General features: G+C 68.1%; 12 protein-coding genes. 5 read left to right on the top strand and 7 right to left on the bottom strand.

Annotated elements, in window-relative coordinates:
• The first annotated feature begins 2 nt into the window (after positions 1–2).
• The gene (uvrD, locus tag HIV01_RS12765) at positions 3–2183 is read left to right on the top strand and encodes a DNA helicase II (RefSeq protein ID WP_200607664.1); all 2181 of its coding nucleotides are present in this window, start codon (positions 3–5) and stop codon (positions 2181–2183) included.
• A 42-nt stretch (positions 2184–2225) separates the two neighbouring features.
• On the opposite strand, the gene HIV01_RS12760 is transcribed toward uvrD, so the two are convergent.
• Both HIV01_RS12760 and HIV01_RS12755 read right to left on the bottom strand, forming a co-directional pair.
• Positions 2226–2933, bottom strand: coding sequence for an MOSC domain-containing protein (locus tag HIV01_RS12760; protein WP_200607662.1), 708 nt, complete (start codon positions 2931–2933; stop codon positions 2226–2228).
• A complete protein-coding gene (locus HIV01_RS12755) occupies positions 2926–3507 on the bottom strand; it encodes a redoxin domain-containing protein (protein ID WP_200607660.1) in 582 nt (193 codons plus the stop codon). Before HIV01_RS12755 ends, HIV01_RS12760 begins: the two co-directional genes overlap by 8 nt.
• On the opposite strand from HIV01_RS12755, the gene HIV01_RS12750 reads away from it, so the two are divergent.
• Entirely contained in the window at positions 3506–3709 is a 204-nt protein-coding gene (locus tag HIV01_RS12750) for a hypothetical protein (protein WP_200607658.1), read from the top strand. The two genes, HIV01_RS12755 and HIV01_RS12750, sit on opposite strands and share 2 nt — an antisense overlap.
• Positions 3710–3887: 178 nt before the next feature.
• Here the strand turns inward: HIV01_RS12750 and HIV01_RS12745 are convergent, their stop codons facing one another.
• The 4 genes from HIV01_RS12745 to HIV01_RS12730 all read right to left on the bottom strand — a co-directional run bounded on the left by HIV01_RS12745 (position 3888) and on the right by HIV01_RS12730 (position 6288).
• A complete protein-coding gene (locus HIV01_RS12745; protein WP_200607656.1) occupies positions 3888–4520 on the bottom strand; it encodes a MarR family winged helix-turn-helix transcriptional regulator in 633 nt (210 codons plus the stop codon).
• 70 nt (positions 4521–4590) lie between these two features.
• The gene (locus HIV01_RS12740; protein ID WP_200607654.1) at positions 4591–5331 is read right to left on the bottom strand and encodes a 2OG-Fe(II) oxygenase; all 741 of its coding nucleotides are present in this window, start codon (positions 5329–5331) and stop codon (positions 4591–4593) included.
• A 197-nt stretch (positions 5332–5528) separates the two neighbouring features.
• The gene (locus tag HIV01_RS12735) at positions 5529–5978 is read right to left on the bottom strand and encodes a GNAT family N-acetyltransferase (protein ID WP_200607652.1); all 450 of its coding nucleotides are present in this window, start codon (positions 5976–5978) and stop codon (positions 5529–5531) included.
• Positions 5979–5988: 10 nt separating this feature from the next.
• Positions 5989–6288 (bottom strand): DUF2782 domain-containing protein, encoded by a 300-nt coding sequence (locus tag HIV01_RS12730; protein WP_200607650.1) that lies wholly within the window; start codon positions 6286–6288, stop codon positions 5989–5991.
• A gap of 113 nt (positions 6289–6401) precedes the next feature.
• On the opposite strand from HIV01_RS12730, the gene polA reads away from it, so the two are divergent.
• Both polA and HIV01_RS12720 read left to right on the top strand, forming a co-directional pair.
• Entirely contained in the window at positions 6402–9182 is a 2781-nt protein-coding gene (polA, locus tag HIV01_RS12725) for a DNA polymerase I (protein ID WP_200607648.1), read from the top strand.
• A gap of 642 nt (positions 9183–9824) precedes the next feature.
• Positions 9825–10313, top strand: coding sequence for a DUF421 domain-containing protein (locus HIV01_RS12720; protein WP_200607647.1), 489 nt, complete (start codon positions 9825–9827; stop codon positions 10311–10313).
• 24 nt (positions 10314–10337) lie between these two features.
• On the opposite strand, the gene hemF is transcribed toward HIV01_RS12720, so the two are convergent.
• The gene (gene hemF, locus HIV01_RS12715) at positions 10338–11264 is read right to left on the bottom strand and encodes an oxygen-dependent coproporphyrinogen oxidase (RefSeq protein ID WP_200607645.1); all 927 of its coding nucleotides are present in this window, start codon (positions 11262–11264) and stop codon (positions 10338–10340) included.
• A gap of 120 nt (positions 11265–11384) precedes the next feature.
• On the opposite strand from hemF, the gene HIV01_RS12710 reads away from it, so the two are divergent.
• A complete protein-coding gene (locus tag HIV01_RS12710; RefSeq protein ID WP_207526956.1) occupies positions 11385–13151 on the top strand; it encodes a DUF3300 domain-containing protein in 1767 nt (588 codons plus the stop codon).
• Position 13152 lies beyond the last annotated feature (1 nt).

Genomic DNA, 13152 nt, shown 5'->3' with positions numbered 1-13152 from the left:
GGATGGATGTCTCCCACCTGCTCGACGCGCTGAATCCAGCGCAGCGCGAGGCCGTCAGCGCCCCGCCCGGTCACTATCTGGTCCTCGCCGGCGCTGGCTCCGGCAAGACCCGCGTGCTCACTCATCGCATCGCCTGGCTCAACGAAGTCCACGGCGTGCCCACCCACGGCATCCTGGCGGTGACGTTCACCAACAAGGCCGCCGGCGAGATGCGCGCGCGCGTCGACGGGCAGCTGCGCAATGGCGCCCGTGGCATGTGGATCGGCACCTTCCACGGCCTGGCCCACCGCCTGCTGCGCCTGCACTGGCAGGAAGCCAAGCTGCCCGAGGGCTTCCAGGTGCTCGACTCGGACGACCAGCTGCGCCTGGTCAAGCGCGTCGTGCAGGGCCTGGAGATCGACGAGGCCCGCTTCCCGCCGCGCCAGATCGCCTGGTGGATCAACGCGCAGAAGGACGAGGGCAAGCGCCCGCAGAACATCCAGCCGGCCGGCAACGATCCGTGGGCCGACGTGATGCTCAAGTCCTACGAGGCGTACCAGGAGCGCTGCGAACGTGCCGGCCTGGTCGACTTCGCCGAGCTGCTGCTGCGCGCGCACGAACTGCTGCGCGACAACCCGGCGCTGCTGGCGCACTACCGCCACCGCTTCCGCGAAATCCTGGTCGACGAGTTCCAGGACACCAACGCGATCCAGTACGCCTTCGTGCGCGTGCTCGCCGGCGACAGCGGCCACGTGTTCGTGGTCGGCGACGACGACCAGTCGATCTACGGCTGGCGCGGCGCCAAGGTCGAGAACATGCAGCGGTTCCTGAAGGACTTCCCAGGAACCCAGACCATCCGCCTGGAGCAGAACTACCGCTCCAGCGCCAACATCCTGGAAGCGGCCAACGCCGTCATCGCCCACAACCCCGACCGCCTCGGCAAGAACCTGTGGACCGACAGCGGCACCGGTGAGCCGATCGATCTGTACGCGGCCTACAACGAGATGGACGAGGCGCGCTTCGCGGTCGAGCGCCTGCGCCAGTGGGTGCGCGACGGTGGCAGCTTCGGCGAAGTCGCCGTGCTCTATCGCAGCAATGCGCAGTCGCGCGCCTTCGAAGAAGCATTGCTTTCGGAGCAGGTGCCGTACCGCGTCTACGGCGGCCAGCGCTTCTTCGAGCGCGCCGAAATCAAGGACACCCTGGCCTACCTGCGCCTGATCGCCTCGCGCCTGGACGATGCCGCCTTCGAACGCGCGGTCAACACGCCCACGCGCGGCATCGGCGAGCGCACGCTCGACGAGATTCGCCGTCGCGCCCGCACCGACGCGGTCGCACTGTGGGAAGCGGCGCGGCGCACGGTCAGCGAGAACGGCCTGACCGCGAGGGCGCGCAACGCGATTGCCGGTTTCCTCGCCCTGATCGACGACATCGACACCGAAGTGCAGCCGATGACGCTGCCGGAAAAGATCGACCACGTCCTGATCCGCTCGGGCCTGCGCGACCACTACTTCAACGAATCGCGCGGCCAGCTCGACTCGCGCGTCGACAACCTCGACGAACTGGTGTCGGTGGCTTCGCGCTTCTCCCGCACCGACGAGGAAGACGCCGCGGCGATGCCGGAACTGGTCGCCTTCCTCAGCTACGCCGCGCTCGAGGCCGGCGAAGGCCAGGCCCAGGCCGGCGAGGAAGGCGTGCAGCTGATGACGCTGCACAGCGCCAAAGGCCTGGAGTTCCCGCTGGTGTTCCTGGCGGGCATGGAAGAGGGCGTGTTCCCGAGCGGACGCTCGACCGAGGAGTCAGGACGTCTCGAGGAAGAGCGCCGCCTGGCCTACGTCGGCATCACCCGCGCGCGCCAGAAGCTGGTGCTGAGCTACGCCGAGACGCGCCGCATCCACGGCGCCGACATGTACGGCGTGCCGTCGCGCTTCCTGCGCGAAATTCCGCCGGCGCTGCTGCACGAGGTGCGGCCGAAGGTGCAGGTGTCGCGGCCGATGTACAACTCGCAGCCGCGCCGCGACATGGGCCACGCCGCGATCGAGGCGCCGCCGATCAAGCTCGGCGCGATGGTGCGCCATCCCAGCTTCGGCACGGGCACGGTCACCGATTACGAAGGCGCCGGCGCGCACGCGCGCGTGCAGGTCAACTTCGACGATGCCGGCAGCAAGTGGCTGGTGCTGGCGTACGCGAACCTGCAGCCGGCGTGAGCCGCTGAGGCCTGCGGGAAGGGCTGACGGTCCCTCCCGCGATCAGTCGCGGGGGCCGTCGATGCGCTTGCCCCAGTCCTCCACTTCACGACGCAGCAGGCGCGAGTCGATGAGCTTTCGCCACGACGGAACCAGCGGCAACTCGAGGGCGGCGCGCAATTCGTCGGCGTCGAGGTTCCGCTCGAAGATCAGCGCGGCGAGGCGGCGCAGGGACCACTGCGGGAACGGACGCGCGTCCAGTTCCACCGGGTCGCCCAAACGCACATCGCCTGGCTGCAGCACGCGGTAGTACCAGCCCGTGCGGCCGCTGGCTTGCACCCGTCGGGCCATGTCGGCTACACCGAGGCGGTCGCTGAGCTTCCAGCACGGCTGCCTGCTCTGGCTGACCTCCAGCACAACCGTGCCGATACGGAAGCGGTCGCCGAGGCAGACATCGACTTCTGTCAGGCCGCGGCTGCTCAGGTTTTCGCCGAACGCGCCCGGCGCATCCAGGCGCCCAGGGGCGACCAGTTCGCCCAGCTCTTCGCGCCAGGGAGCGTAGTGGTCGAACGGATAGTGATGGACCGCCTTGTCGGGGCCGCCATGCACGCGAGGGTCGGCTTGCTCGTCGCCGACCAGTCCCAACGCTTCGATACGCACGCGATCGCCGACCGGCCGCTTGTCGATCGCGCTGGTGCTTTCCGGACGCGTGTAAGGGCGTACCTTGCCCACCAGAAGGGCGTCGATCTGCGGTGGCGACGTATCAGGCATGGGCGTGTGCACCGTCCGGATTCGGGCTGGAAGGAATCGCGCAGGTTCCGTCGCTGCACGATACCGCTTCGGTCCCTGCAGCGTCGCGCGTCGCCGCTGTGCCCGGCTCAAGCATCAACGCGGCAATTTCCGCGCCAAGACGCAGCGGATCGAACTCGCCGAAATGCTGCTGGCGCAAACGGCCAGCGCGGTCGATCAGCGTCCAGGTCGGCGTGCCGCGCATGCCGTAGGCCTGCATCGTCAGCGGCAATGGCTGCGTGCCCTCGTGGCGATCGACGCCGATCGGGAACTGCAGCCGGTACTCGTGGGCGAACGCGCGCAGCGCCACCGGCGTCATCGCCTCATGGTGTTCGAAGACCGTATGCAGGCCGATCATCGCGACCTGGTCGTGCGGAAAGGTCGCGTGCACCCGCGCGGCCAGCGGGAGCGCCTGGGCGACGCAGCCCGGGCATAGCATCTGGAACGACAGCAACACGATCACGCGACCGCGCAGCGACTGCAGCGATAGCGGTTGCGGTGTGTTGAGCCACGAATCGACGCGCCATTCCGGCGCGGGCTTGGAAATGCTGAGCATGGCAGTGCCTCTTGGCGACGCATTCAGCGTCGGAGCGGTGGTTGCCGGCGCGGCGGGAATGCCGCGCCGGCAGTCGCGCAGGTCGTCAGCGCAGGTCGTCGAGGGCCGCGCCGAAGTTGACGTGCATCGGCGCGCCGCCGATGACCAGCGCGGGTACGGATTTCACGCCGGCCCGTCCGGCTTCGTCGACACGGTCCGGTGACTCGCCCAGATGGACGATCTCGACTTCATAGCGCTGCGGATCGAGCGCTTAAGCGAGCTGCTGCTCGGCATCGACGCAGACCGGGCAACCGGCGTGATAGAAAACGGCCTTCTGCTTCATACTTGTGTTCCTTCTGTCGCTGTGACGCGGGGGGAGGGGGTTGCTGCATGTGACCGGCCTAGGAAGGCACGGCATCGCGGAAACGCTGTACGGCAAGCGCCAGCGCCTCTGCGGATTGGGGTTGCTGATCGGCGCAGTCCACGCGCAACTGCGCGTCGCCGAACGGTGCGCCGACATAGGCGCAGAAATGCGGTTGCTTCGGGTCGGACGATGCGTACGGGCGGAAGAACTCGCAGCCCAGGCAGGTACGCAGTCCGCTGGCCATGCCGAGCTGCTGCGCCTCGCGCATCATCAGCTGGATCGCCCGCAGGAACTGGCCAAGATCACGTTCCGGCAACGCCCGCAGCAGCGGGCCCAGGCCGGCCGCCGGGTCCTGCAGGCGTCTGGCCAGCCTGTTGCCCGACGCGGTCAGCGACATGCGCCAGGCGCGGCCGTCGTCCGGATCGGGTTTGCGCTGGACCCAGCCCTTCGCCTCCAGTGTGCGCAGCGATTCGCTGACGCTGGGCGCCGAAACGCCCAGGCGCGTGGCCAGTTCTCCGCTGCGCATGCCCATGGCATTGCCGGCCAGGGCGAGCAGCAGCGAGCGCTGCGCCGGGTGCAGCGGCGGGGTGCCGTCTTCACTCCACGACTGTGCACGCAGCAGGGCGCTCAGCCGTTCGATGCCGACAAGGGCCTGGTCGAGTTGGTTCACGGGGCCATCCATGGCCGATAACTTAGGAGTCCTAAGTAATAAATTCAAGACCGTTCGTCGGCCGGCCCGGTCAGCAGGCGTCGTGGAAGATCACCCCCAGGGTGTGCCTCCGGCCGGCATGGATGCGGCTCACTCCATGCCGCATCTGCACGCGGTAGCTGCCGCGGGAGCCCTTGACCGGGCGCTCCCGTACCGCGAACACGGCCGCATCGCCCTGCCGCAGCGGCAGCACTTCGACGCGCGACTGCATCCGCGGGCGCTGCTCGGTGAGGACCAGCTCGCCACCTTCGAAATCGTGCTGGGGCCGTGACAGCAGTACCACCAGTTGCAGCGGGAACAGATGTTCGCCGTAGACGTCCTGGTGGAGGCAGTTGTAGTCGCCCTTGTCATAGCGCAGCAGCAGCGGCGTGGGCCGGGTCTGGCCTGCCTCGTGGCACCGGGCGATGAACCGGGCGTGCTCGTCGGGGTAACGCACGTCGTTTGCCATGGCCGCGTTCCAGCGGTTGGCGATGGCGACCAGATGCGGATAGACCGCACTTCGCAATGCCGCGACCGCGGCCGGCAGCGGATAGGAGAAGTAGCGGTACTCGCCGCGGCCGAAACCATGGCGCGCCATCGTCACCGTGCTGCGGAAGCCGTCGGGACGGTCGTACAGGCCCGCGATCGCGTCGCATTCGCCAGGGTCGAGCAGCGCCGGTATGCGAGCGCAGCCCTGGGCATCCAGTTGCGCGCTGACGCCCGCCCAGTCGACCCAGTCGATGCGCTGGATCAGGCCATCGCAATACCAGCGCGGTTGCAGCAGAGCGCTCATGCGCGTGCCCCGCACAGGCTGCGCCACGTGTCGTGGATGTCGGAAACGTTCATCGCGTGCCTCTATCGAAGGGAGCACGGATGAATCTAGAAGGCGCACACCCGCCCGGATATCCGGTTCTTGCAGTGCATGGACGTCGTCTCCGGACAGGTGCGCAGCCTGGATCCCGGCGTGCGCCGGGATGACGGCCTGGTGCGCTACTTCAGCGCAATCCCGAAGTGGAACGCCTCGATGCGCAAGCCTTCGCGCAGGTAGAAGGCGTGCGCGTCCTGGCGATGCGTGCCCGAGTCCAGCTGCAGCCGCGCGCAGCCCAGGCGCCGTGCCTCGGCCTTGAGCCAGTCGAGCATGGCCTTGCCGTAACCGCGGCTGCGCACCGTGGTATCCACGACCAGGTCGTCGACATAGACATGCTTGCCGACGGCGAGCATTTCCATCACCCGCCAGCAGGCAAACGCGCGCGGCTCGCCACCTTCGTCGAACAGCACCGTCGCGCGGCAGCCTTCGCCGATCTGGCGCAGCATCTGCGCGACGAAGCGGTCTTCGTCGAACTCGGGTCGCAATTGCGAGACCAGCGGCCAGATCGCACGCAGGTCGGATTCGGAAGTGAGCGTGCGGATAGCGTGTCCGCGGTCTTGCGTTGTCGTCATCGTGCTTGGCTTACCAACTGAAGAGCTTGTACTGCACCGGCGAGATCGGGCCTTCGCCCTTGCTGCTGTCGAGGATGCCGTCGCCGTTGCTGTCGGTCAGGTAATAGACCGGGCCGCGGGCCGGGGTGATCTTCACCACGCGCAGCTGGCCGGCGACGTGGTACTCCTCGATGAGATCGCCACCTTCGATCGTGCGCGAACGCACTTCGGCACCCTGCAGGCCGGCAGTCGGGTCGTCGCCGGCGCCCATGGTTGCGCAAGCCGTCAGGGTCAGCGGCAGCAGCATGAGGGCGAGCAGGTGGTTGCGCATGGCGGTCTCCAATCCGGTGGGGGTCGCAGCTGACAGGATACGCGTTCGCGCTGAAGTGGCGGTGATGGACGGCCCGGCTGTCGCCATGCAGGCGACCCCGTAGAATCGACCGCATGAACCAGCCAGCCCCCCGCCTTGTCCTGATCGATGGCTCCAGCTACCTGTATCGCGCGTTCCATGCGCTGCCTCCGCTGACCAACGACGCCGGTGAGCCCACCGGCGCACTGTTCGGCGTGGTCAACATGCTGCGCGCGACACTGAAGGAACAACCGACCTACGTCGCCTTCGTGGTCGACGCACCGGGCCCGACCTTCCGCGACGAGCTCTATCCCGACTACAAGGCCAACCGTCCGCCGATGCCGGACGACCTGCGCGCCCAGGTGCAGCCGATGTGCGACATCGTCGAGGCACTGGGCATCACGATCCTGCGCATTCCCGGCGTCGAGGCCGACGACGTGATCGGCACGCTGGCGCTGCGCGCGGCCGAGCAGGGCATCGACGTCACCATCTCCACCGGCGACAAGGACTTCGCCCAGCTGGTGCGTCCGGGCATTGCCCTGGTCAACACCATGAGCGGCAGCCGCCTGGATTCGGAAGCAACCGTGATCGACAAGTTCGGCGTGCGCCCGGACCAGATCATCGACCTGCTGGCGCTGATGGGCGACGCCGTCGACAACATCCCCGGCGTCGACAAGTGCGGCCCGAAGACCGCCGCCAAGTGGCTGGGCGAGTACGGCACGCTCGATGCGGTCATCGCCAACGCCGACCAGATCAAGGGCAAGATCGGCGAGAACCTGCGCGCGGCCTTGCCGCGCCTGCCGCTCAATCGCACCCTGACCACGATCCGCACCGACCTGGAACTCGAGCGCGCGCCGACCGAACTGGCGCTGCGCGAGCCGCATGCCGACGACCTGCGGGTGATGTACGCGCGCTATGGCTTCAAGCAGGCGCTGAAGGAGCTCGAGGGCGGCGCTGGCAGCAGCGACAGCGGCGACGCGCGTGGCGCCGGCGTGCGCAACACCGCCGCAGGCTATGCGCGCGCGGCATCGGCGCCGGCGGAACCACCGCATCCGGAACTGTCGGCGCCGGGCGAATACGAAACCGTGCTGACCCTGGACCAGCTCGACGCCTGGATCACGCGCCTGCGCGAAGCCGACGAGTTCGCCTTCGATACCGAAACCGATTCGCTCGACCCGATGCAGGCACGCCTGGTCGGACTGAGCTTCGCTGTCGAACCGGGTCGCGCCGCCTACCTGCCGCTCGGCCACGACTATCCGGGCGTGCCCGCGCAACTCGATCGCACTGAAACCCTGGCCGCGCTGGCGCCGTTGTTCGCCGATCCGGGCAAGAAGAAACTCGGCCAGCACGGCAAGTACGACCTGCACGTCCTGCGCCGCAATGGCATGGAGATCGCCGGCTACGCCGACGACACCATGCTCGAAAGCTTCGTCTACAACGCCACCGCCAGCCGCCACGACATGGATTCGCTGGCCAAGCGTTACCTGGGCTACGACACCATCAAGTACGAGCAGGTCGCGGGCAAGGGTGCCAAGGCGATCTCGTTCTCGCAGGTCGCCATCGACGATGCCACGCGTTACGCCGCCGAGGACGCCGACGTGACCCTGCGCCTGCATCGGGCGCTTTCGCCGAGGCTGTTGGCCGAGCCGGGACTGGAGCGCGTCTACCGCGAGATCGAGATGCCGCTGGTGCCGGTGCTGGCACGGATCGAGGCCAACGGCGTGATGATCGACGGCGACGAGCTGCGCCGGCAGTCGGCCGACCTCGGCCGACGCATGCTGGCCGCGCAGCAGAAGGCGACTGAGATGGCCGGCCGCACCTTCAACCTGGATTCGCCCAAGCAGCTGGGCCAGCTGCTGTTCGACGAACTCAAGCTGCCGGCATTGGTGAAGACGCCCTCGGGCGCGCCCTCGACCAACGAGGAAGCGCTGGAGGCGATCGCAGAGCAGCACGAGCTGCCGCGCGTGATCCTCGAGTACCGCGGCCTGGCCAAGCTGCGCAGCACCTACACCGACAAGCTGCCGGAGATGGTCAACCGCGACACCGGTCGCGTCCACACCAGCTACCACCAGGCCGGCGCCGCCACCGGTCGGCTCGCCTCGAGCGACCCGAACCTGCAGAACATCCCGATCCGCACTGACGACGGCCGCCGCATCCGCCAGGCCTTCGTCGCTCCGCCGGGTCGACGCATCGTCGCCTGCGACTACTCGCAGATCGAGCTGCGGATCATGGCGCACCTGTCGGAGGACGCCGGCCTGCTGCGCGCGTTCGAATCGGGCGCCGACATCCACCGCGCCACCGCCGCAGAAGTGTTCGGCAAGTCCATGGAAGAGGTCAGCGGCAATGAACGCCGCGCCGCCAAGGCGATCAACTTCGGCCTGATGTACGGCATGGGCGCGTTCGGCCTGGCGCGCCAGCTGAGCATCGCCCGCGGCGAGGCGCAGGACTACATCGCCCTGTACTTCAGCCGCTACCCGGGCGTGCGCGATTTCATGGAGCGCACCCGCCAGCAGGCGCGCGAGCAGGGGTATGTCGAGACCGTGTTCGGTCGCCGCCTGTACCTGGAGAACATCCAGGCCCGCAACCAGGGCCTGCGCGCCGGCGCCGAGCGCGCCGCGATCAACGCCCCGATGCAGGGCACCGCGGCCGACATCATCAAGCGGGCGATGATCACCATCGACGCCTGGCTGGCCGGGCAGGGCAACCGTGCCCTGATGGTCCTGCAGGTCCACGACGAACTGGTGTTCGAGGTGGAGGAGGGGTTCGTCGACACGCTGCTGGCCGAGGTCGGCGCCAGGATGTCCGGCGCGGCCCAGCTGCGGGTTCCGCTGGTGGTCGACAGCGGCGTCGGGGCCAACTGGGATGAGGCACACTAGGGTCGTCGGCTGCCGCTCAGCCGACGAACGGAGGACCCGCGACCCTGTTTTGGCCGGGTCGGGCTTCCGGCGAGTTTCATGCCAGCGCATTCAGTGTCTGGCTGAACAGGAAAACCGGCGGGGTAATCGTTTTCCCAGAATGAATCCGTCCTGAATCCAACGGATTGTTAACCCGAATCTTCACGAACCATCCATGTACGGAATGGTCATATAGGTCGCGACAGGTGCAACGCCTGTCGTAGATCTCTTCCCTCCCCTGGAGTGATCCCCCGGAGCGAAGACCCCTCCCCAGGTCCCGCTCCACCAGCCCCGCCGGCCCCCCCTGCCTGCGGGGCTTTTTATTGCCTGCGCTTTTTGCGCGGGCAATAAAAACCCAAAGTTTGCGCAGCAAACTTCGGGCCCCGCTATGTGCTCCCAATCCCCTGCGGCTGCCGCCGCGCCCCCTTACCAAGGGGGCTGATGACTTCGGATCGGTTGCTGCTGCCGCGACATTGCACACACCGTCATCCCGGCGAACGCCGGGATCCATCTGGATGTTGCAGGTCCCACGCACCGCTAACTCAAAGTGGGTCCCGGCGTTCGCCGGGACGACGGGGGTGGGCGTGGTGCACAATCGCCGCGATCCCGTCGCCGGAGCACTCCATGTTCGAGATGTCGATGCCGTGGTGGGAGTTTGTCTTTCGTGCGGTCGTGGTCTACGTGGTGCTGCTGGCGATGATCCGCATGTCGGGCAAGCGCACGATGGGGCAGCTCACGGCGTTCGACATGCTGTTGATCGTGCTGCTCGGCAATGCCGTGCAGAACGCGCTGCTCGGCAAGGACACGTCGATGACCGGCGGGCTGCTGCTGGCTGCGACGCTCATCATCCTCAACTGGCTCGTCGGCTTCATCACCTCGCGCAGCAAGACGGCTGAGCGCATCCTGGAAGGCGTGCCGGTCGTGCTGGTGCGCAACGGGCATGTCTATCGCGACGTGCTCAAGCGCGAGCTCGTCAATCGCGACGACCTTGCCAAGGCCATGCGCGAGTCAGGATGCAGCGACATCGAACGGGTGCGGTTGGCCCTGCTGGAAACCGACGGCCGTATCACCATCATGACCAACGAGCAGAAAGGCGGCGGCAGCGACGATTGACGCTGCCTCGCGCCACCGCGGTGCTCAGCGGATCAGTTCGTTCAACCAGTCGCGCGGCCGCAGGTAATCGGCCAGGCGTGCCTCGGCGCTGCCGTCCTCGGGCGTGAACCCGTATTCCCAGCGCACCAGCGGCGGCAGGCTCATCAGGATCGACTCGGTGCGGCCGCCCGATTGCAGGCCGAACAGCGTGCCGCGGTCGAACACCAGGTTGAACTCGACGTAGCGTCCGCGCCGATACAGCTGGAACTGGCGCTCGCGATCGCCGAACGGCGTCTGGCTGCGGCGCTCGACGATCGGCAGGTAGGCATCGAGGAAGCCGTCGCCGACTGCGCGCATGTAAGCGAAGTCATGGTCGGCGTCTTCATGCAGGTCGTCGAAGAACAGTCCGCCGACACCGCGCGTCTCGTTGCGGTGCTTGAGGAAGAAATACTCGTCGCACCACTGCTTGTGCTTGTCATAGCGCTGCTGGCCACCGAACGGCTCGCACAGGTCGCGCGCGGTGCGGTGCCAGTGCAGCACGTCGGCGTCGAACGGGTAGAACGGGGTCAGGTCGAAGCCGCCACCGAACCACCACGCCACGGTCTCGCCATCGCGTATCGCGCGGAAATGGCGCACGTTGGCATGCGTGGTCGGCAGGTACGGATTGCGCGGATGGAACACCAGTGACACACCAACCGCGCGCCACGACGCGCCAGCCAGTTCGGGCCGCGCGGCCGTGGCCGACGGTGGCAGCCTGGTTCCGGATACGTCAGAGAAGCCGATTCCCGCCTGTTCGAACACGCCGCCGTCGCGAAGGATGCGGGTGCGGCCGCCACCGCCCTCGGCACGCTGCCAGAGGTCCTCGCTGAAGCGCGCGCTGCCGTCGACGGCCTCGATCGCCGCGCAGATGCGGTCCTGCAGTCCGGTCAGGTAGTCGCGGACGTCGTCGAATCCGGGGGAGGGCTCGGTCATGTTCACAAGAAACTTGCAGGGGTGGTGCGCATGATAGCCGCCGCCTGAACCAGGGGCCCTCCGGGCTGTTTCATCGTCCGGCGGACGCGGGTTTCAACGACACAGCGTTGGGAGTAGTCCGTGCGCAACCATCGTCGAATTGGCCTTCTCATGGTCCTGCTGTCGCTGGCCGCGTGCTCCGGCGACAAGACTCCCGCGCCCGCGGCGACAGCCCCGGCGCCCGCTCCAGCCGCCCCCGCGGCCACGCCTCCACCCGCGACGACGCCGGCGGCCGCTCCGGCCTCGACGTCGTTCAGCAAGGAAGAGCTCGACCAGATGGTCGCGCCGATCGCGCTCTATCCCGATCCGCTGCTGGCCCAGGTGCTGATGGCGGCGACCTATCCGGGCAACGTCGCCGATGCCGCGGCGTGGTCGAAGGCGAATCCGAATGCCAAGGGCGACGACGCGGTCAAGCAGGTCGCCTCGCAGCCGTGGGACCCGAGCGTGCAGGCGCTGGTGGCGTTCCCGCAGGCCCTGGACAGCCTCGGCCAGGATCCGGCCTGGGTGCAGCGCCTGGGCGATGCCTTCCTCGCCCAGCCCAACGAAGTGATGGATGCCGTGCAGCGGTTGCGCCGCCAGGCCCAGGCAGCCGGCAATCTCTCGTCCAACCAGTACCAGAACGTCACCGTGCAGGCCGCGCCGACCGGTCCTGCGCCCGCGGCGGCGCCGTCGGACGGTGGCGGCGGCGGTGGCGGTGGCACCACGATCATCCAGGAACCACAACCGCAGCAGACCATCATCATCGAGCCAAGCGACCCGGAGGTCGTCTACGTCCCGTCGTACAACCCGACCACGGTCTACGGCAGCTGGGCGTACCCGTCGTATCCGCCGGCGTACTACCCGCCGTCGCCAGGCTATTACGCCGGCAGTGCGCTGATGGCAGGCCTTGCGTTCGGTACCGGTATCGCCGTCACCAACGCCTTGTGGGGCGACTGCGACTGGGGCGGCGGCTGGGGTGGCGGCGACGTCGACATCGACGTCAACCGCTACAACAACATCAACACCAACCGCCAGATCAACAACAGCAACTGGCAGCACAACTCGCTCAACCGCGATGGCGTGCCGTATCGCGACAACGCCAACCGCGAGCGCTACGGCCGCCAGCTCGATGGCGCGCAGAACCGCAACCAGTTCCGTGGCGACGACCCGGGCCGTGCCGATGCGCGCAACCGTGCGCGCAGTTCGATGGAGAATCGCGGAATCGGCTCACCTGCCGGCAGCAACCGCGAGGCGCGCGACCGCGCACAGGCGGCGAACCGCGACCTGCGCAACAACCCGCAGGCGCGCGAACGCCTCGAAGGCGGCGGCGCGCGTGACCGTGCCCAGGGTGCAGGGCAGTCGCGCGACGCGCAGCGCCAGCGTGCACAGTCCGCGGCGCAGCAGCACGCGTCGCGGGATCGTTCGAAGCCGACCGATCTGGGCGGCAATCGGCCCGATGCCGCGAAGGATCTGGCATCGCGCGACCGCTCGCAGAACGCCGATCGCGAACGCGCCCGTGCCGCCGCCGGCGGCGGCGCCGGCAATCGCAGCCAGGCCGATCGCCAGCGCGCGCAGCAGACGGCGCAGAATCGGCAGGCGCAGAACCGCCAGCGTCCGCAGCAGAGCAACAACCAGGCACGGCAGCAGGCGCGCTCGCAGCAGGCGTCGCGGCAGGCACCGCGCAACAACGCGATGTCCGGCGCGCGCAATCCGCAGCAGTCGCGCCAGCAGGCCAATCGCGGCCACTCCAGTCAGGCCTCGGCGCGTCGCCCGCAGCAGTCACGCGGTGGCGGTGGCGGTGGTGGCCACCAGGTGCAACGTCAATCCCGTCCGCCGCAGCGCCAGGGTGGCGGCGGTCATCGTCGCTGAG

Origin of the sequence: Lysobacter arenosi (assembly GCF_016613475.2) — a bacterium.
GTDB lineage: Bacteria > Pseudomonadota > Gammaproteobacteria > Xanthomonadales > Xanthomonadaceae > Lysobacter_J > Lysobacter_J arenosi.
This window is presented reverse-complemented; position numbering and strand designations above follow the sequence as displayed.

Coding starts and splice junctions, on each gene's coding strand:
- uvrD (WP_200607664.1), top strand. CDS start 3: ATGGATGTCTCCCACCTGCTCGACGCGCTGAATCCAGCGCAGCGCGAG.
- HIV01_RS12760 (WP_200607662.1), bottom strand. CDS start 2,933: ATGCCTGATACGTCGCCACCGCAGATCGACGCCCTTCTGGTGGGCAAG.
- HIV01_RS12750 (WP_200607658.1), top strand. CDS start 3,506: ATGGCAGTGCCTCTTGGCGACGCATTCAGCGTCGGAGCGGTGGTTGCC.
- HIV01_RS12755 (WP_200607660.1), bottom strand. CDS start 3,507: ATGCTCAGCATTTCCAAGCCCGCGCCGGAATGGCGCGTCGATTCGTGG.
- HIV01_RS12740 (WP_200607654.1), bottom strand. CDS start 5,331: ATGAGCGCTCTGCTGCAACCGCGCTGGTATTGCGATGGCCTGATCCAG.
- HIV01_RS12735 (WP_200607652.1), bottom strand. CDS start 5,978: ATGACGACAACGCAAGACCGCGGACACGCTATCCGCACGCTCACTTCC.
- HIV01_RS12730 (WP_200607650.1), bottom strand. CDS start 6,288: ATGCGCAACCACCTGCTCGCCCTCATGCTGCTGCCGCTGACCCTGACG.
- polA (WP_200607648.1), top strand. CDS start 6,402: ATGAACCAGCCAGCCCCCCGCCTTGTCCTGATCGATGGCTCCAGCTAC.
- HIV01_RS12720 (WP_200607647.1), top strand. CDS start 9,825: ATGTTCGAGATGTCGATGCCGTGGTGGGAGTTTGTCTTTCGTGCGGTC.
- hemF (WP_200607645.1), bottom strand. CDS start 11,264: ATGACCGAGCCCTCCCCCGGATTCGACGACGTCCGCGACTACCTGACC.